Source organism: Priestia endophytica DSM 13796 (genome assembly GCF_900115845.1).
In the GTDB taxonomy this organism is placed as follows: Bacteria; Bacillota; Bacilli; order Bacillales; family Bacillaceae_H; genus Bacillus_I; species Bacillus_I endophytica.
The window spans coordinates 142,365-160,275 of the sequence record NZ_FOXX01000001.1 but is presented as its reverse complement, the minus strand read 5'-3'; the positions used below and the strand labels follow the sequence as shown (position 1 = coordinate 160,275).

Here is a 17,911-nt window from a genome sequence, read left to right as displayed (position 1 = left end):
GAGGTGCGTATAGCTTGTCAAATGAAGTATTATCACAAATTGAAATAGATGCATTACTTTCAGCCATTTCAGCTGGTGAGATGGATGCAGAACAACTTCGCAAAGAAGATCGTGCTAAAAAAGTAAAAGTATATGATTTCAAACGAGCGCTTCGCTTTTCAAAAGATCAAATTCGAAGCTTAACGCGCATTCACGAAAACTTTGCTCGCCTTTTAACAACGCATCTTTCAGCACAGCTGCGTACATATGTACAAATTTCAGTAGCATCTGTTGATCAAATTCCATATGAAGAATTTATACGGTCAATCCCTAATATGACATTTTTGAACATTATTGAAGTTCCTCCTCTTGCTGGGAGAGTACTTTTTGAATTAAATCCACAGGTTGCCTATGCAATGCTTGATAGACGTTTAGGTGGGACAGGTTCTAGTGTAAACAAAGTTGACACACTAACAGAAATTGAAACAAAGCTAATTACAGATCTTGTAGAGAAATCACTGGATTCATTTGAAGAAGCTTGGAGCAGCGTTGCTAAAATGAAACCACAGCTTTCTGACTTTGAAGTAAACCCTCAATTCCTTCAAATGGTTTCACCAAATGAAACAGTTGTCGTTGTTTCGCTTACAACTCAAATTGGGGATGTAAAGGGAATGATTAACATTTGTTTACCACATGTTGTACTTGAACCTATCGTCTCAAAGCTTTCCATGCACTATTGGATGCAGTCAACGAAAAAAGAGCCGACCTCTGAAGAAACAGAACTCCTGAAAAAACGTGTGTATAGCGCAGAGCTTCCTATTGTAGCAGAGCTCGGTCAAGCGAAAATTACCATTGAAGACTTTTTATCACTTGGAAATGAAGATGTAATTTGTTTGGACCAATCGATTGGTCAACCGCTAACAATTAAAGTAAATCATATACCTAAATTTAAAGCGCAGGCAGGAAAAATGGGACGCAAAATGGCTGTGCAAGTTTTAGAAAAAGTGACGGGAGGGGAAAGCGATGAACAATGACAACATGCTTTCACAAGATGAAATAGATGCTCTCCTTCAGGGAAGTGACGATGACTATGAGAGCCCAGAGCAGGAAAACGTTGATCAGCTCTTAACAGAAGAAGAACGCGATATTTTAGGCGAAATTGGAAATATATCTTTTGGGAGCTCTGCCACCACTTTGTCTACTTTATTAAATCAAAAAGTAGAGATTACAACACCTGGTATTTCCCTTATATATCATCATGATTTAGCAAAAGAATTTCCACATCCTTGTGTGGCTCTTCAAGTGGAGTATGTAAACGGATTAAGCGGAGTGAACTTATTTATTATTTCCCAGAAGGATGCCACAATTATTGCTGATCTTATGCTTGGAGGAACAGGGAAAGATGCTGCACTTGAGCTAAACGATATCCAGACAAGTGCTGTTGAAGAAGCAATGAATCAGATGATGGGAACATCTGCGACATCTATGTCAAAAGTATTTCAGAAAAAGGTAGATATTTCTCCTCCAAGTCTAGAGCTATTAAATATCATTGAAGGAGAAGGTACAAAAGTCGTACCACCAGAAGAAACATTTGTAAAAGTGGCCTTCAAACTCAAAATTGGCGAGCTTATGGACTCAGACATCATGCAGCTTATGCCTATTCGTGTTGCAAAGCAAATGGTTAGCAGTTTAACTCATCGAGATGTAACACCTAAAAATGATTCAAATGAACCGATAAAAATGACAGAAGAAAAAATGACAGAGGAACAGAAAACAATGAAGGATGAAAAACCGTACTTTGATTATGAGCAAGACCGTTCGATGAATACAGAAAAGCAAGATACTCCTTACGAGTCCCGTCCTTCTCAAACAGATGTTCAGCAGGCTACTTTTTCTGAATTTGAGCCATCTCCGATTCAAAAAGCGGATACGAAAAACTTAGATATGTTATTGGATGTTCCTTTAGATGTAACAGTTGAGCTTGGAAGAACAAGAAGGTCTGTTAGAGAAATTTTAACTCTTTCATCAGGATCTATTATTGAGCTTGATAAATTAGCAGGTGAGCCTGTTGATATATTAGTAAATAACAAGCTTGTAGCTCAGGGAGAAGTTGTCGTTATTGATGAAAACTTTGGGGTGCGTGTTACAGATATCGTAAGTCAACGAGATCGTTTAAACAAATTAAGATAAGAAAGTAAGAATGATGAGGGGGGCAAGGGAATGTCAAAGCGGATTTTAGTTGTTGACGATGCTGCGTTTATGAGAATGATGATTAAAGATATTTTAACGAAGAATGGCTACGAAGTTGTAGCTGAAGCTGCAGACGGACTGCAGGCTATTGAACAATATAAAGAGCATAAACCAGATCTTGTAACAATGGATATTACAATGCCTGAAATGGACGGCATTCACTCATTGAAGGAAATTAAGAAAGTGAATCCAAATGCCAAGGTAATTATGTGCTCAGCAATGGGACAGCAAGCAATGGTTATCGATGCTATCCAAGCTGGTGCAAAGGACTTTATTGTTAAACCGTTTCAAGCAGATCGAGTTATTGAAGCAATTTCTAAAACATTAGGATAAGATATGGAGCCAAGGTGTTCTCTACACCTTGGCTATGAAATTTCATAGAAGAGGTGGCTTTTGTTGAAAGTGTTAAAAACGATAGCTGGTATTATTTGCGTGTTGTTTTTATTATCTCCATCTATAACATTTGCAGCCAGTGAGCCATCTGTTAGTGATTGTCTAGAAAACAAGGAAAAGTGTGGGGAAACGGCTCAAACAACTAAAGATTCTCAAAATCAAAGTGAGAGCTCACATGATTTTGTGTCCGCTTGGGACTATGTCAAAGTAGTAATAGCTTTTATTTTTGTTATTGCCCTTTTATATGGAGTTTTAAAATTTGTAAACAAGCGAAATCATGGACTTCAAGCACATAAACTTGTTCAAAATTTAGGTGGAACAACCTTAGGAAACAATCGCTCTGTGCAGGTGGTCAAAGTAGGAGAAAGAGTACTTGTGGTAGGAGTTGGACAAAACGTTGAACTTTTAACACAAATTACAGATAACGAAGAAAGAGAAAAGCTTTTACGCGAATACAATGAGCTTGGAAGTAGCGAAACATATAAAACGCTTCTTCCTACTTTTTTGGAAAAACGCAAAAGAACACAAAAAGATTTTAAGACTGAATTTCAATCTCGTTTACAAGAAATGAAGAATGAAAGATCAGAGCTTTTAAATAAAATGGAAAGGAAAAACGGTGACGATGAATGAGTTTGTAAATCTTTTCAACACGACAGACACAGAATCTGTATCAACAACAATAAAACTGCTTTTGTTGCTGACCGTTTTTTCTTTAGCACCAGGCATTTTAATTTTAATGACGTGCTTTACAAGAGTTGTTGTTGTACTCGCTTTTTTAAGAACAGCGCTTGGAACTCAGCAAACACCTCCAACGCAAGTACTTATTGGGCTCGCTTTATTCATCAGCTTTTTTGTAATGGCACCAACGTTTTCAGAAGTGAATAAAGAAGCGCTCCAGCCGTTATTCAACAACGAAATTAGTTTAGATGAGGCCTATGATAAAGCAGCACTGCCTATGAAGGAATTTATGACCAAGTACACAAGGGAGAAAGACCTCGCTCTTTTTTTAAACTATGAAGGAACCGAAAAGCCTGAGTCGATGAAAGAAATCCCAATGCGTGCTCTTGTACCTGCTTTTGCGATTAGCGAATTGAAAACGGCATTTCAAATTGGTTTTATGATTTTTGTCCCGTTTTTAGTTATCGATATGATTGTCTCAAGCATCTTGATGTCAATGGGGATGATGATGCTTCCACCTGTCATGATTTCTTTACCATTTAAAATTTTACTTTTTGTTCTTGTAGACGGTTGGAACCTTGTTATTAAATCCTTACTCTTAAGTTTTCAATAGGTGGTTACTATGAATAGTGAATTTATTATCTCGTTAGCAGAGCGCGGAATATGGACCATTCTTCTTGTAAGTGGACCATTGCTTTTACTTGCGCTCGTTGTTGGTCTGCTTGTTAGTATTTTTCAAGCAACAACACAAATTCAAGAACAGACACTCGCTTTTATTCCCAAAATTGTGGCCGTGTTCCTTGGAATGATTTTATTTGGCCCATGGATGCTGTCTACAATGGTTGAGTTTACATATCAACTTTTCAGTAACTTGCATCATTATATAGGGTGATTGAAATGGACCATTTACTTTCTATTCTCCCAACTTTTTTGCTTGTGCTTGTGCGCATATCAACGTTCTTTATTGTGGCTCCATTTTTCTCTTACAGGACGATTCCTTCATCGCACAAAATAGGATTTTCAGCTTTGCTAGCTATTGTATTAACAAGCGCTATCGGAGCTGAAGCTATTCCGATTGACGGGCGATTTTTGCTCTTGAGTCTAAAGGAATGCATGGTTGGCATTAGCCTTGGTCTTATTGCTTATATTGCTTTTAGCGCTATTCAAACAGCGGGAAGTTTTATTGATTTCCAAATGGGCTTTGCAATCGCTAGTGTTATTGACCCTCAGACAGGAGCTCAAAGTCCGCTTGTTGGACAATACTTATCTATTTTTGCCATGTTATTTTTATTATCGGTTGATGGTCATCATTTATTAATTAATGGTCTTTACGAAAGTTTTCAGCTTGTGCCGCTTAGTCAACTATCACTTCACTTTGGAGAAGAGTCGTTTATTAAGACGGTCATTTATGGGTTTTCGTCTATGTTCGCCATTGCCCTTCAGTTATCGCTTCCCATTGTAGCGGCAATCTTCCTTGTTGATGTTGCTTTAGGGATAGTAGCCCGTACAGTACCACAGCTGAACATTTTTGTTGTTGGATTTCCTGTAAAGATTATGGTTACGTTTTTACTATTAATTATCGTTATTGGCAGCTTGTTCTCAGTTATGAAGGAAGTGTTTGATTTAATGCTTGAAGTAATGATGCAGCTCGCAGCTCGCCTAGGAGGGGAATAATGTTAAAGCTTGATCTCCAGTTTTTTGCGGGAGAAAAGACGGAAAAAGCAACTCCAAAGAAAAGGCAAGATTCAAGAAAAAAAGGACAAGTAGCAAAAAGTCAGGATATCAATGCAGCCCTTGTTTTCTTGTTTTTATTTCTTTATTTTTCGTTTGGAGCCAAGTTTATACTAGAACAGTTTTTAGATATTTTAGCAGAAGGATTCTCGCATAATCTCCTCTTTGATATTACAGAGCAAAACGTCATGAAAGTATTTATGGACCTTCTTCCTAAAATCGCATTCGCCGTTCTTCCTATTATGGCAGTGGCTCTTGTTGGCGGGATTTTGACAAACTATGCTCAAATAGGACTCTTGTTCTCTACTGACACATTAAAATTTGATCTAAAAAAAATCAATCCAATTATGGGCGCTAAGCGAATTTTTGCAATGCGTGCCCTTGTGGAACTTTTTAAGTCTGTATTAAAAATTTCATGCATTGGGCTTGTCACTTTTTTTATTTTATGGGCGAACTTAAAAGAAGTTCTTCTGTTAGCACAAAAAGGTGTTCAAGATGCTATACCAACAATTGGAAAACTTATTTTTCAAATGGGGATTGCAGCGTCACTTGTTCTGCTTTTTATTGCGATTTTGGATTATGCTTATCAGCGCTACGATTATGAAAAAAACATTCGAATGACAAAGCAAGATATTAAAGATGAACATAAAAACACGGAAGGAGATCCGCAGATTCGTTCAAAAATTAAGCAGAAACAGCGGGTAATGGCAATGTCGCGTATGATGCAAGATGTACCTACAGCAGATGTTATTATTACAAATCCAACACACTATGCTGTTGCTCTAAAATACGATGAACAAAAAGCAGATGCGCCTTACGTTGTGGCAAGCGGAGTTGATTTTGTTGCTCAAAAGATCAAAGGAGTTGCCGCACAACATGATATTACAATGATTGAAAATCGACCGCTTGCCAGAGGGTTATATGAGCAAGCTGAAGTAGGGCAGGCCATTCCTGAAGAATTTTTTAAAGCAGTGGCTGAAATTTTAGCTTATGTCTACCGTATTCAAAAAAAGATCTAGTATTACTAAACAAAGGAGGAAGGAAAAAACGTGACAGCAAGAGATCTACCAATTATATTAGGCGTTGTTTTAATTATCGTCATGCTCGTTATTCCGCTTCCAACTTGGTTGTTGAGTGTTCTAATCATGGTCAACATTTCCCTTTCACTTCTTGTTTTGCTTATGGCGATGAATATGAGAGAGGCATTAGAAATGTCCGTGTTTCCGTCGCTTCTTCTTGTATTAACGCTTTTTCGCTTAGGGTTAAATGTTTCGACAACTCGTTCTATTTTAGGTCAAGGGGAAGCTGGGGGAGTAGTTGAAACGTTCGGGAATTTTGTTGTAGGGGGAAACCCTCTTGTTGGATTCGTTGTTTTTATTATCTTAATTATTATTCAATTTATTGTTATTACAAAAGGAGCGGAGCGTGTTTCCGAAGTAGCGGCACGTTTTACACTTGACGCGATGCCAGGAAAGCAAATGAGTATTGATGCTGACTTAAATGCTGGCATGATTTCAGAGCGTGAAGCCGTTGAACGCCGCGAAAAAATTCAGCGTGAAGCAGATTTTTATGGAGCAATGGACGGAGGAAGTAAGTTTGTAAAAGGCGACGCTATTGCAGGAGTGATTATTACAATCATTAATATTATCGTTGGAATGATTGTGGGAATGATGCAGCTTGGCATGTCTCTTTCCGAAGCTTCGACAACGTATACGCTCTTAACGGTTGGGGACGGGCTTGTGAGTCAAATCCCTGCCTTAATGCTTTCAACAGCAACCGGAATTATCGTTACAAGAGCGGCGTCTGACGGAAACTTAAGTCAAGATATTACAAAGCAGCTTTTTAGGCTACCTCCTGTTTTGTATATTACAGGTGGAACTATTATTTTCTTAGGCCTTGTTACGCCGATAAGCGATGTATTAACGCTTCCTCTCGGTGGATTGATTGCTTTTGGAGGATATATGATCTCAAAACAGCAGAGCAAGGAAGAAGAAACGGAAGATGAGCTCGCTCGTGAAGAAACGCAGCTTGATGAGATGAAAAGTCCTGAAAGTGTTGTTAGCTTATTAAATGTAGATCCAATTGAGTTTGAATTTGGCTATGGGCTGATTCCTCTTGCAGACACGAACCAAGGAGGCGATCTTCTAGATCGAGTGATTATGATTAGAAGGCAGCTTGCGCTTGAACTTGGTCTTGTAATCCCTGTTTTCAGAATAAGAGACAATATTCAACTACAACCAAATGAGTATCGTTTGAAAATAAAAGGGAACGAGCTTGCAAAAGGAGAGCTTCTCCTTGATCATTACTTGGCAATCAGCCCTGGTGAGGAAGAGGAAGGAATCGAAGGAATTGATACAGTGGAGCCTGCATTTGGCATGAAAGCAAAATGGGTAAATGAAGAGATGAAGGAAAGAGCAGAAATGTACGGCTACACGGTCGTTGACCCTCCTTCTGTTGTTTCAACACACATTACAGAAATCATTAGACAAAACGCTCATGAACTGCTTGGACGTCAAGAAACAAAACAGCTTATTGATCATGTGAAAGAAACATATCCAATTTTAGTCGAAGAAATTACGCCTGCGATTTTAAGCGTTGGTGATATTCAAAAAGTACTTTCTAAACTATTGAAGGAGAACGTTTCTATTCGGAACTTGCCCGTTATTTTCGAAACGCTAGCAGATTACGGGAAAACTTCCTCAGATCCTGATTTGCTTACAGAGTATGTACGTCAATCACTGTCTCGTCAAATTACTTCTCAGCATTCAAAAGAGAACAATGGCCTAAAAGTGATTACTCTGTCTGGAAAAGTGGAAAAAACAATGGCGGAAGCAGTACATCAAACAGAGCATGGAAACTATTTGTCGCTTGATCCGACCGTTTCCCAAACCATTGTTCAAAATATTGCTCACGAAGTTGAACAGTCTTCACTTTACGAACATCATGCGGTTATTTTATGTTCACCAGCCGTTCGCATGTATGTGCGTCAGCTTATTGAACGCTACATTCCACAAATAGCGGTTCTATCGTATAACGAGCTTGAGCCCTCAGTTGAAGTGCAGAGTATTGGAGTGGTAAATATCTAATGAAAGTAAAAAAATATAGAGTTAAAACAATGAAAGAGGCGATGGACAAAATTCGTGGAGAACTTGGAAGAGAAGCAGTTATTTTAAACTCAAAAGCAGTGAAGACAGGCGGATTTCTCGGGCTTTTCAAAACTAAAAGGCTTGAGGTCATTGCTGCTGTTGAGAGAGGAACTCAATCTGCCCCTTCTGTAAAAAAAAGAGAAGAGAAGCCAAAACAACAAGCTTCTCCATCTCTTCAATACGAAGAGCTTTTATTAGAAATCAAGTCATTAAAAGAAGTTGTTTCGTCTTCTTCTGCAGAGAAAAAGTTCGCGAGCTACCCAGAGGCAGTCAAAGAAGTTTTCGTACATTTAGAGAATCAGGGAATACAAGAATCAATTTTAGATGAGATGGCGCCATTGCTTCTTGAAAAGTATTTTCTTGGGGAAGCAAACGTAGTAAAGGAAGCAAAGCATTATATAAAAGATCTTGTGATCCCGCTTTATACCGAAAAAGAAGCTAAAAAATGTATTAATCTTGTAGGACCAACAGGAGTCGGGAAAACAACAACTCTCGCTAAACTTGCGGCAAAGTATGTTTTACAAGATGGAAAAAGCGTTGCATTTATTACAACAGACACGTACAGAGTATCCGCCATATCGCAACTGAAAACATATGCTGATATTTTAAATGTTCCTCTTCTTGTTTGTTATAACAAAGGAGAATTTGAAAAAGCGCTCGAAAAATTTGTTTCTTATGACCATATCCTTATTGATACAGCAGGGCGAAATTACAGAGATGAACAGTATGTAAAAGCATTGCAAAGCTTCATTCCTTTTCAAAATAATATGGACACCCATTTAATCCTGGCCTTAACAGCAAAGCAAAGTGATATGGAAGAGATTGTTTCTCGCTTTTCTTCAGTGCCTATTCAGTCTTTTCTTTTCACAAAAAGTGATGAAACATCGTCATTAGGAGCAATTATTAATATGATGCACAAGTATAAAAAACCAGTTTACTATATAACAAATGGCCAAGATGTGCCTGATGATTTACTTTCGGTTACAGAAAATAATATTGCGAATTTTTTATTTGAGGAAGAGTGATGATGAAAGATCAGGCAGAACGTCTTAGACTAAAAATGCAAGGAATCAAAAAAACGAAAGCATTAGCTGTATTAAGTGGAAAAGGAGGAGTAGGAAAATCTCATTTTTCCATTAACTTTGCTCTTTCTCTTCATAAACTTGGCTATAAAGTGCTTTTGTTTGATATGGATGTTGGGATGGGTAACGTAGAAATTTTAATGGGAATATCAACACAGTATACAATTGCAGATGTTCTACATGGAAATGTATCAGTACAAGAAGCTGTGTCAAAAAGTAGCTACGGCATTGATATTCTTTCAGGAGGCACAGGATTAAATACGCTCGTTGAAATGGATGAGGGAGACATAACTCATTTGCTTTCGCAATTCGACGTATCTTTCGTGCAGTACGATTATGTTATTTTTGACATGGGAGCAGGAATGTCAAAGAGCGTTTTATCCTTCTTAAAGGCAGCTGACGAAATTGTTGTGCTCATAACGCCAGAGCCAACGTCATTAATGGATGGATATGCTTCTGTGAAGTTTATGATGATGGAGTCCCTAAAAGGTCCTTATAATGTTGTGATAAACAAGACTTCTTCCTTACGAGAAGGAGAGATTGTTTTTGGACGAATAAATAAAGTAACTGAAAAATTTTTAAATGGTCAACTGAGCTATTTAGGGCGAATTCCGACCGATTCTGCAGTCACAAAAGCAGCGATGAAACAAGTACCATTTTTTGTTCTCTATCCAAATGGAAAAGCGACAAAAGCGGTGGAAGAGCTTGCAGCATCCTTTGTAAACCCTTCTTCTACACAGTCTTCAAAAGGTGGGTTTCTAGCTCGGTTAAAACATCAGTTTCTAGAAAAAAGAGAAAGATTATAAAAAATACGTTTCTCGAAGCAGTTTGTAATTTAGAAAGTATTGAGGTGGACAGCATGGAGATGAATCAATATTTGGATATTTTTATTGATGAAAGTAAACAGCATCTTCAAAATATGTATGATTATCTTCTAAAAGTAGAGAACGGTACGCGAGAAGACGGAGTTGTGCACGAAATTTTTAGGTCTGCTCATACGTTAAAGGGAATGGCGGCCACAATGGGCTATGAACATGTAACAGAGCTTACGCACGGATTAGAAAATATTCTCGATGAACTTAGAAATGAAAAGATAGATTGGTCTAATGATCTCATAGATTTGATGTTTCAAGCGGTAGAAGAGCTTAGCGAATCCGTAGATAAGATTGTAAAAGGGGAAGGAACTGCATCATTTAAAACAGAGACGCTAATAGAACTTCATGAATTTCTATCTTCCCCATCCCTTTCTAAAGAAAGAGAAGAAAAGCCTCTGTCGTCTCTTTCTACCAATGATGATAGTATAATCAAAATCCATCTTTCTGAAGATTGCTTATTAAAGGGAGCGCGTGCTTATATGGTGCTTCAAAAGATAGAAGAATATGCTACTGTTATTAAAACTTCTCCAAGCTTTGAAGAGATTAAAGAAGGTAATTTCACAGAACATTTTATCATTCATATAAGATCAGAGGAGCCCTTTTCACTCATTCAAAAAGAAGTAATGCACATGACCGATGTGAAAAACGTTGAGCTTCATATAAGAGAGAACAAAAAAGAAGCTGTCGTCTCTTCTGAGTACACGGCAGCTTCTGAAACCGTTCGAGTGAAGCTTGATGATTTGAATGTGCTTATGAATTTAGTAGAAGAGCTTGTGATTGATAGAACGCGTATTCAGCAAATGATTCAGCCTTTTTCTGATCATGATCTTGATGACACAGTTAAACACCTTTTTCGATTAACAAATGATTTGCAGCAAGTTGTTATTAACATGCGAATGGTTCCCATTGAAACGGCGTTTAAACGTTTTCCACCAATGGTTCGAAACTTAGCTAGAACGCTTGGAAAGAAAATTCGCGTGAAATTGACAGGACAAGAGACAGCGCTTGATCGGACAATTGTTGAGAAAATTGGGGATCCGCTTGTTCATCTCATTCGAAATTCTATAGATCACGGCATTGAGCATCCAGAACAAAGAAGAGAAAATGGAAAAGAACTAGAAGGAACAATAGAGCTTAGCGCCCGATATAAAGGAAGCCGTATTTTAATCGAGATTAAAGATGATGGAAGTGGAATAAACCGACAGAGTGTATTAGCTAAGGCTATTAGTAAAAACATTGTTTCAAATCAAAAAGCAAACTCAATGCTTGATGAAGATGTTTACCAACTTTTATTTACACCAGGCTTTTCTACAGCAGACGAAGTTTCCAATTTATCAGGCCGTGGTGTTGGGCTTGATGTAGTGCGAAACAGTATTGAAGCATTAGGTGGAACAACGAGTGTTGCTTCTAAGAGTGGACAAGGAACCGTGTTTTCAATTGATATTCCTGCTACGCTCTCTATTGTGTGCGCGATGCTCATTAAAATGAAAGAAGATATTTGTGCTGTTCCTATTTCTTCAATTGCAGAAACGCTTTTTATTGAAAAAGAAGAGATTTTACATATTGGAGAAGAACATGCTATCCATTTCCGAAATAAAGTGATCCCGCTTTTTTTCTTAAATGAGCTTTTTGAATATAATGAGGAACAAAAGGAACGTCTTCATCACTATGTTGTTATTCTAGAAAAAGGAGAAAAATACGTAGCTCTTGGTGTAGACGGATTTCTTCATCAACAAGATATTGTTGTCAAACCACTTAGTTCTTATTTAAAACATGTTAGTCTTGTTTCCGGAGCTACGATTTTGGGAGATGGCAAGGTAGCGCTCATTCTAAATCACAATGAGCTTTTTAAAGACAGAGTAAAGGGGATAGACGGATGAAAATGCTTCAATTTAACGTAGGAAACCATGCTTATATCTTGCCGATTTCTCATGTTCGTTCCATTGAAAAAATGCATACTATCACACACGTTCCAAGAACATTTTCCTACATTAAAGGAGTAACAAACTTAAGAGGAGTTGTGACGCCACTTATCGATCTTCGACTAAGGTTTGGAATGAAAGAAAAAAAATACGATAGTGCGACGCGGATTGTTGTTGTAAAAGGTGAAGAAGGAGAAGTTGGGCTTATCGTAGATGAGGCTGTCGATATTTTAGACCTTGATGAACAAGGAATAGCTTCTCCTGATGATGGAAGTTCCTCCTATGTGAATGGAGCTGTGAAAAGGGAAGAACAGTTTTTATTAGCTCTTGATGTTAATAAGGTTTTAGAGCAGTAGATTTTAAATGAAATAGAATGAATTGCAGTCTTTCCCTTATTGAAAAAGAAGAATAGGAAGCATATGATGAAAAAGATAGAGAGTTTGGATTGGAATTTTTCTCTTACAAGGAGCATTTCAAGTGAGAAATAATCGAAAAGACGCGGTAAAGGTAGGCATTGCGGAAATGGGATTTGTCCGTGCACCATCCTGTATTTATACCGTCGGCCTTGGCTCTTGTGTAGGGGTCGTCATTTATGATCAAAAAGAAAAGATGGCTGCTATGGCACACGTGATGCTACCTTATGCAGAAAAAAGCGGAGATAGAAAGTTTAATAGAGCGAAATATGCTGATACAGCTGTGTATGCTTTGTGCGAAACATTGTTACAAAACGGTGGAAAGTTAGAAAATTTCCGAGCGAAAATTGCAGGCGGTGCCCAAATGTTTCAACACTACTCAACAGAGCATGACATGAGGATTGGACCAAGAAATATTGAGGCCCTTAAACGATTCTTACACGAAGTCAATGTCCCTCTCCTTTCAAAAGACGTTGGGGGACGAAGGGGAAGAACGATTAAATTTGATCCTGTAAGCGAAGTTCTTTTCATTCGAAGCATCAACACAAATGTTAGAGAAATATAAATCTATGAGCGATGAACATTAAATTTTTGAAGCGGTAGTTTAGCATAACAGCATTCATTTAAAAATATAAGTTATTGAATTAAAAGCTGTTTGCATGACGAGGAGGAGTCGAATGGCACAACCATCTCTAGAAGAACAATATTGGCTAAAATGGACACATTCACGAGACCCTCATGCCGGAAACATGTTGGTTCGTAAATATATGTCGCTCGTCCATTACCATGTTCAACGTATTTCAATTGGTATTCCAAAAAGTGTAAGTAAAGAGGATTTGTTCAGCCTTGGCCTTACAGGGTTGTATGATGCACTTGAAAAATTTGATTATAAACGTGATTTGAAATTTGATACATATGCATCATTCCGCGTGCGTGGTGCTATTATAGATGGATTAAGAAAAGAAGATTGGCTTTCAAGAGGAGCGAGAGAACGAGCTAAAAAGATTGAATCAAAAATTGAAGAGCTTGAGCAAGAATATTTACGAACTGTCGCCCCTAAAGAGGTAGCAGCAAGTCTAGATGTAACAGAAGAAGAAGTGTTACAAACAATGAATGAAGGTTTTTTCGCTAATATATTATCAATGGATGAATATATGAAAGAATCTGAAGACAAAGAACAACAAACATATTCTATTCGTGATGATAAAGCAGTTCTTCCTGAAGAAGAGCTTTTGAAAGAAGAAATGTATGAAAATCTTGCTAAAGTAATTGAAAACTTAAACGAAAAAGAACAGCTTGTTGTATCTCTTTTTTATAAAGAAGATTTAACATTTACAGAGATTGGCCATGTCATGTCTTTATCAACGTCGCGCATTTCTCAAATTCACTCAAAAGCATTATATAAAATGCGTCATATGCTTACAAAGATAATGGAGCAGGCCTAAAGAAGACGAGCTCTTAATGCTCGTCTTTTTCTATGAAAAGGAAGGAGGAGAAGAATGGCATTCTTTATTGTGATTTCTCTCATTTTACACGTCATATCATTCTTTTGTATTACGCTTCTTTATATGAAAAGAAGTGAAATGAAGAGAATAGAGCAAGCACAAAAACGCTCGGCAAAAGAACTCGAAGAAACAATGGCTGCTTATTTACTTGAGCTTCAAGAAGAACACCATAATCTTATTAAGAGTTTAAAAAAGTCTAGAGAAAATAATATAAAAAAACCAAACCGAACAGAATTTAATGCAGTTAGCAAACCTGAAGATCTTTCTGATCTTCTTCCATCTCTTCAAACGCAAGAAGACACGATTGAAACATATCTTGCAAAACTAAAGATAGACGAACTAGAAGGGGAAAAGTTGCGGAAAACGGTTTATTTTTTACACGATAGAGGTTTAACAAGTAAAGAAATTGCCAAACATCTACATAGAGGGGATGCGGAAATTCGCCTATTCTTACAATTTCGACAAGAAAATAGAATTTGAACTTGCTTGTGAATAGTGAATGTGCTATATTTATTTCTGGTGTTAATACACACGCTTAAAGATTTAGATAACGGTGCTGGCTCAACGTCAGTTTTATCTAAAGATGACTTAAGCGGAGGAACCCAAAAACCGTTAGGAGGAAAAATTAATGTCAGTAATTTCAATGAAACAATTACTTGAAGCAGGTGTTCACTTCGGTCACCAAACTCGCCGTTGGAACCCAAAAATGAAGAAATACATTTTCACAGAGCGTAACGGGATCTACATCATCGATCTTCAAAAAACTGTGAAAAAAGTTGACGAAGCATTCCACTTCGTTAAAGACGTAGCAGCAGAAGGTGGAAAAATCCTTTTCGTTGGTACTAAAAAACAAGCACAAGATTCTGTTAAAGAAGAAGCAGCACGTGCTGGTATGTACTTCGTTAACCAACGTTGGTTAGGTGGTACTTTAACAAACTTCCAAACAATCCAAAAACGCGTTAAGCGTCTTAAAGACATCGAGCGTATGGCAGAAGACGGAACTTTCGAAGTTCTTCCTAAGAAAGAAGTTGTAGGCTTACGTAAAGAGCTTGATCGTCTTGAAAAATTCCTAGGCGGAATTAAAGACATGAAGCAACTTCCAGATGCACTATTCATCATCGACCCTCGTAAAGAGCGTATCGCAGTGGCTGAAGCAAGAAAATTAAATATTCCGATCGTTGGTATCGTAGATACAAACTGTGATCCAGACGAAATCGACTATGTTATCCCTGCAAACGATGATGCAATCCGCGCTGTTAAACTTCTAACTTCTAAAATGGCTGATGCTGTTCTTGAAGCTAAACAAGGTGAAGAAGCAGCAACTGAAACTGAAACAACAACTGCTTAATGAAGGAAAGGTGATAAAGGGGTAGCCTTTTATCACCTTTTTTTACAGATGATTACTTGATACATACCAAAACTAAGGAGGCAATATTATGGCGATTACAGCACAAATGGTAAAAGAACTACGTGAAAAAACAGGCGCAGGTATGATGGACTGCAAAAAAGCACTAACTCAAACTGAAGGGGATATGGAAAAAGCAATTGATTTCCTTCGTGAAAAAGGGATCGCAAAAGCTGCTAAAAAAGCTGACCGTATCGCTGCTGAAGGTCTAACACAAATCGAGGTTCAAGATAATGAAGCTGTTATTATCGAAGTGAACTCTGAAACTGACTTTGTTGCGAAAAACGAAGGTTTCCAAAACCTTACTAAAGAAATTAGTGCACACCTTTTAGCTGCTAAACCAGCTAGTCTTGAAGAAGCATTAGAAAGCAAAATGGAGAACGGTGAAACTCTTCAAGGTCATATCAACAACGCTATCGCTAAAATTGGTGAAAAACTTTCTCTTCGTCGTTTCGCTCTTAAAACAAAAGGCGACAATGATGCATTTGGTGCTTACCTTCATATGGGCGGACGCATTGGCGTATTAACAGTTCTTGAAGGAACTACTGACGAAGCTGTTGCAAAAGACGTTGCTATGCACATCGCTGCAATCAACCCTAAATACATCTCTCGTGACGCTGTTTCTGAAGAAGAAGTAGCTCGTGAGCGTGAAGTATTAACTCAACAAGCTCTTAACGAAGGTAAACCAGAAAAAATCGTTGCAAAAATGGTTGAAGGCCGTCTTGGCAAATACTTTGAAGAAATTTGCTTACTAGATCAAGCATTTGTTAAAGATTCTGATCAAAAAGTAGGTAAATTCGTTTCTTCTAAAGGTGCTACTGTTGCAGACTTCACTCGTTATGAAGTTGGCGAAGGTATGGAAAAACGTGAAGAAAACTTCGCTGAAGAAGTAATGAACCAAGTTAAAAAATAAGACCATTATATTCTTTATAAATGGGCAAATTATAAAGCAAAGAAGGGGGGAACACGTTGTGTTCCCCTTTCCTAAAAAATGATATCGTACACTTGGGACGATGGAGGTTTAATATGAGTAGTGCAAAATATAATCGAATTGTATTAAAGCTGAGCGGTGAAGCATTAGCAGGATCACAAGGATTTGGAATCAAACCTGAAATCATCAAGTCTGTTGCTGCTCAAGTAAAAGAAATTTACGATTTAGGTGTTGAAATTGCCATTGTTGTTGGCGGTGGGAACATCTGGCGTGGTAAAATTGGTAGTGAGATGGGGATGGACCGTGCAAATGCAGACTACATGGGAATGCTTGCAACGGTAATGAATTCTCTTTCATTACAAGATAGCTTAGAGAATCTTGGAGTTCAAACACGCGTGCAAACGTCAATTGAAATGCGCCAAGTAGCTGAACCGTACATAAGACGAAAAGCGATTCGCCATCTTGAAAAGAAACGCGTTGTTATTTTTGCGGCAGGAACAGGGAATCCGTACTTCTCAACAGATACAACGGCTGCTCTACGTGCTGCAGAAATTGAAGCAGACGTTATTTTAATGGCTAAAAACAACGTAGACGGAGTATATAGCGCAGACCCAACTTTAGTACCTGATGCTGTGAAATACGAAACACTTTCTTATATTGAAGTGCTTCAACAAGGTTTAGCAGTCATGGATTCTACAGCTTCTTCACTATGTATGGACAACGATATTCCACTTATCGTATTCTCTGTTATGGAAGAAGGCAACATTAAACGTGTTGTTGTGGGAGAGAACATTGGAACAATTGTAAGGGGGAAAGAATAATGCCAAAAACAGTATTAAATGAAACAAAAGAAAGAATGGAAAAAGCGACAGGAGCTTTAACAAGAGAATTAGCAACAGTTCGTGCTGGACGTGCTAATCCATCCCTACTTGATAAAGTAATGATTGAATACTATGGTGTTCAAACACCATTAAACCAGCTTGCAACAATCAGTGTACCTGAAGCTCGTATGCTTGTTATCCAACCATATGACAAAACACAGCTTGCTGAAATTGAAAAAGCAATCATGAAAGCAGACCTTGGTCTTACTCCATCAAATGATGGCACAATCATCCGTATTACAATTCCTGCTTTAACAGAAGAGCGTCGTCGTGAACTTGTAAAACTTGTGAAGAAATACAGCGAGGATAGCAAGGTAGCAGTACGTAATATTCGTCGTGACGGAAACGAAGATCTTAAAAAGCTTGAGAAAAATGGGGAGATTACAGAGGATGATCTCCGCAGCTACACAGAAGACATTCAAAAGCTTACAGACTCGTACATCGAAAAAGTGGATGGTATTGCAAAAGATAAAGAAAAAGAAATTATGGAAGTATAATCTTTTTCACTGTAAAATATATTGTAAAAGACCCTCTATTGTTTACAGGGGGTTTTTTTGTTAATAATGGTAGTATGAAAAATATAAAAGGGGACCGAGCCTTTTTATACAAAAATTACAGAAAAAAGATGATGTTTGCATAACGGGGGACTTTTGACATGATAAAGAAATTTCAACAGCTTTTAAAGGAGCAAAAGTCAAATACAGGTACGTATGAACAGCG

The 17,911-nt window shown here is 37.8% G+C and carries 20 protein-coding genes; all 20 read left to right on the top strand.

What is annotated here, in order from left to right; all coding sequences use genetic code 11:
* The first annotated feature begins 14 nt into the window (after nucleotides 1–14).
* The 20 genes from fliM (at nucleotide 15) to frr (ending at nucleotide 17,688) form a co-directional block, all read left to right on the top strand.
* Complete coding sequence (gene fliM, locus BM012_RS00770; RefSeq protein ID WP_061801713.1) at nucleotides 15–1,013, top strand: flagellar motor switch protein FliM; 999 nt, start codon at nucleotides 15–17, stop codon at nucleotides 1,011–1,013.
* Nucleotides 1,003–2,169 carry a flagellar motor switch phosphatase FliY gene (gene fliY, locus BM012_RS00765; RefSeq protein ID WP_061801712.1) on the top strand — a complete coding sequence of 389 codons (1,167 nt, stop codon included), beginning with the start codon at nucleotides 1,003–1,005 and terminating at the stop codon, nucleotides 2,167–2,169. Before fliM ends, fliY begins: the two co-directional genes overlap by 11 nt.
* A gap of 30 nt (nucleotides 2,170–2,199) precedes the next feature.
* On the top strand, nucleotides 2,200–2,562 hold the full coding sequence (locus tag BM012_RS00760; RefSeq protein ID WP_061801711.1) for a response regulator: 363 nt from the start codon (nucleotides 2,200–2,202) through the stop codon (nucleotides 2,560–2,562).
* A 69-nt stretch (nucleotides 2,563–2,631) separates the two neighbouring features.
* The gene (locus BM012_RS00755) at nucleotides 2,632–3,252 is read left to right on the top strand and encodes a flagellar biosynthetic protein FliO (RefSeq protein ID WP_235606096.1); all 621 of its coding nucleotides are present in this window, start codon (nucleotides 2,632–2,634) and stop codon (nucleotides 3,250–3,252) included.
* A complete protein-coding gene (gene fliP / locus BM012_RS00750; RefSeq protein ID WP_061801709.1) occupies nucleotides 3,245–3,913 on the top strand; it encodes a flagellar type III secretion system pore protein FliP in 669 nt (222 codons plus the stop codon). Before BM012_RS00755 ends, fliP begins: the two co-directional genes overlap by 8 nt.
* A 9-nt stretch (nucleotides 3,914–3,922) precedes the next feature.
* Nucleotides 3,923–4,192 (top strand): flagellar biosynthesis protein FliQ, encoded by a 270-nt coding sequence (gene fliQ / locus BM012_RS00745; protein ID WP_019391829.1) that lies wholly within the window; start codon nucleotides 3,923–3,925, stop codon nucleotides 4,190–4,192.
* A gap of 5 nt (nucleotides 4,193–4,197) precedes the next feature.
* Complete coding sequence (fliR, locus tag BM012_RS00740; RefSeq protein ID WP_061801708.1) at nucleotides 4,198–4,974, top strand: flagellar biosynthetic protein FliR; 777 nt, start codon at nucleotides 4,198–4,200, stop codon at nucleotides 4,972–4,974.
* Nucleotides 4,974–6,050 carry a flagellar biosynthesis protein FlhB gene (gene flhB / locus BM012_RS00735; protein WP_061801707.1) on the top strand — a complete coding sequence of 359 codons (1,077 nt, stop codon included), beginning with the start codon at nucleotides 4,974–4,976 and terminating at the stop codon, nucleotides 6,048–6,050. Before fliR ends, flhB begins: the two co-directional genes overlap by 1 nt.
* A 30-nt stretch (nucleotides 6,051–6,080) precedes the next feature.
* Nucleotides 6,081–8,117 carry a flagellar biosynthesis protein FlhA gene (gene flhA / locus BM012_RS00730; protein ID WP_061801706.1) on the top strand — a complete coding sequence of 679 codons (2,037 nt, stop codon included), beginning with the start codon at nucleotides 6,081–6,083 and terminating at the stop codon, nucleotides 8,115–8,117.
* The gene (flhF, locus tag BM012_RS00725) at nucleotides 8,117–9,202 is read left to right on the top strand and encodes a flagellar biosynthesis GTPase FlhF (protein ID WP_061801705.1); all 1,086 of its coding nucleotides are present in this window, start codon (nucleotides 8,117–8,119) and stop codon (nucleotides 9,200–9,202) included. The genes flhA and flhF overlap by 1 nt, the downstream gene beginning before the upstream one ends.
* On the top strand, nucleotides 9,202–10,065 hold the full coding sequence (locus BM012_RS00720; protein ID WP_082802457.1) for a MinD/ParA family protein: 864 nt from the start codon (nucleotides 9,202–9,204) through the stop codon (nucleotides 10,063–10,065). Before flhF ends, BM012_RS00720 begins: the two co-directional genes overlap by 1 nt.
* Nucleotides 10,066–10,118: 53 nt before the next feature.
* A complete protein-coding gene (locus tag BM012_RS00715) occupies nucleotides 10,119–12,014 on the top strand; it encodes a chemotaxis protein CheA (RefSeq protein WP_061801703.1) in 1,896 nt (631 codons plus the stop codon).
* Complete coding sequence (locus BM012_RS00710; RefSeq protein WP_061801702.1) at nucleotides 12,011–12,412, top strand: chemotaxis protein CheW; 402 nt, start codon at nucleotides 12,011–12,013, stop codon at nucleotides 12,410–12,412. Before BM012_RS00715 ends, BM012_RS00710 begins: the two co-directional genes overlap by 4 nt.
* A gap of 166 nt (nucleotides 12,413–12,578) precedes the next feature.
* The gene (locus BM012_RS00705) at nucleotides 12,579–13,034 is read left to right on the top strand and encodes a chemotaxis protein CheD (RefSeq protein ID WP_061802311.1); all 456 of its coding nucleotides are present in this window, start codon (nucleotides 12,579–12,581) and stop codon (nucleotides 13,032–13,034) included.
* A 112-nt stretch (nucleotides 13,035–13,146) separates the two neighbouring features.
* Nucleotides 13,147–13,914, top strand: coding sequence for a FliA/WhiG family RNA polymerase sigma factor (locus BM012_RS00700; protein WP_061801701.1), 768 nt, complete (start codon nucleotides 13,147–13,149; stop codon nucleotides 13,912–13,914).
* 54 nt (nucleotides 13,915–13,968) lie between these two features.
* On the top strand, nucleotides 13,969–14,454 hold the full coding sequence (locus tag BM012_RS00695) for a hypothetical protein (protein ID WP_061801700.1): 486 nt from the start codon (nucleotides 13,969–13,971) through the stop codon (nucleotides 14,452–14,454).
* Nucleotides 14,455–14,602: 148 nt separating this feature from the next.
* Nucleotides 14,603–15,322 (top strand): 30S ribosomal protein S2, encoded by a 720-nt coding sequence (gene rpsB / locus BM012_RS00690; RefSeq protein WP_061801699.1) that lies wholly within the window; start codon nucleotides 14,603–14,605, stop codon nucleotides 15,320–15,322.
* A gap of 88 nt (nucleotides 15,323–15,410) precedes the next feature.
* Nucleotides 15,411–16,292, top strand: a complete 882-nt coding sequence (gene tsf / locus BM012_RS00685; protein WP_061801698.1) for a translation elongation factor Ts — start codon at nucleotides 15,411–15,413, stop codon at nucleotides 16,290–16,292.
* Between the two features lie 113 nt (nucleotides 16,293–16,405).
* Nucleotides 16,406–17,131: a UMP kinase gene (gene pyrH, locus BM012_RS00680; RefSeq protein ID WP_061801697.1), complete on the top strand. Its 726-nt coding sequence runs from the start codon at nucleotides 16,406–16,408 to the stop codon at nucleotides 17,129–17,131.
* The gene (gene frr, locus BM012_RS00675) at nucleotides 17,131–17,688 is read left to right on the top strand and encodes a ribosome recycling factor (RefSeq protein ID WP_061801696.1); all 558 of its coding nucleotides are present in this window, start codon (nucleotides 17,131–17,133) and stop codon (nucleotides 17,686–17,688) included. Before pyrH ends, frr begins: the two co-directional genes overlap by 1 nt.
* Nucleotides 17,689–17,911 lie beyond the last annotated feature (223 nt).

Excerpts from the sequence above, each read along its gene's own strand:
- fliY (WP_061801712.1), top strand. The coding sequence starts at position 1,003 with ATGAACAATGACAACATGCTTTCACAAGATGAAATAGATGCTCTCCTT.
- BM012_RS00760 (WP_061801711.1), top strand. The coding sequence starts at position 2,200 with ATGTCAAAGCGGATTTTAGTTGTTGACGATGCTGCGTTTATGAGAATG.
- fliP (WP_061801709.1), top strand. The coding sequence starts at position 3,245 with ATGAATGAGTTTGTAAATCTTTTCAACACGACAGACACAGAATCTGTA.
- fliQ (WP_019391829.1), top strand. The coding sequence starts at position 3,923 with ATGAATAGTGAATTTATTATCTCGTTAGCAGAGCGCGGAATATGGACC.
- fliR (WP_061801708.1), top strand. The coding sequence starts at position 4,198 with ATGGACCATTTACTTTCTATTCTCCCAACTTTTTTGCTTGTGCTTGTG.
- flhB (WP_061801707.1), top strand. The coding sequence starts at position 4,974 with ATGTTAAAGCTTGATCTCCAGTTTTTTGCGGGAGAAAAGACGGAAAAA.
- flhF (WP_061801705.1), top strand. The coding sequence starts at position 8,117 with ATGAAAGTAAAAAAATATAGAGTTAAAACAATGAAAGAGGCGATGGAC.
- BM012_RS00720 (WP_082802457.1), top strand. The coding sequence starts at position 9,202 with ATGATGAAAGATCAGGCAGAACGTCTTAGACTAAAAATGCAAGGAATC.
- BM012_RS00715 (WP_061801703.1), top strand. The coding sequence starts at position 10,119 with ATGGAGATGAATCAATATTTGGATATTTTTATTGATGAAAGTAAACAG.
- BM012_RS00710 (WP_061801702.1), top strand. The coding sequence starts at position 12,011 with ATGAAAATGCTTCAATTTAACGTAGGAAACCATGCTTATATCTTGCCG.
- BM012_RS00705 (WP_061802311.1), top strand. The coding sequence starts at position 12,579 with ATGGGATTTGTCCGTGCACCATCCTGTATTTATACCGTCGGCCTTGGC.
- BM012_RS00700 (WP_061801701.1), top strand. The coding sequence starts at position 13,147 with ATGGCACAACCATCTCTAGAAGAACAATATTGGCTAAAATGGACACAT.
- BM012_RS00695 (WP_061801700.1), top strand. The coding sequence starts at position 13,969 with ATGGCATTCTTTATTGTGATTTCTCTCATTTTACACGTCATATCATTC.
- rpsB (WP_061801699.1), top strand. The coding sequence starts at position 14,603 with ATGTCAGTAATTTCAATGAAACAATTACTTGAAGCAGGTGTTCACTTC.
- tsf (WP_061801698.1), top strand. The coding sequence starts at position 15,411 with ATGGCGATTACAGCACAAATGGTAAAAGAACTACGTGAAAAAACAGGC.
- pyrH (WP_061801697.1), top strand. The coding sequence starts at position 16,406 with ATGAGTAGTGCAAAATATAATCGAATTGTATTAAAGCTGAGCGGTGAA.
- frr (WP_061801696.1), top strand. The coding sequence starts at position 17,131 with ATGCCAAAAACAGTATTAAATGAAACAAAAGAAAGAATGGAAAAAGCG.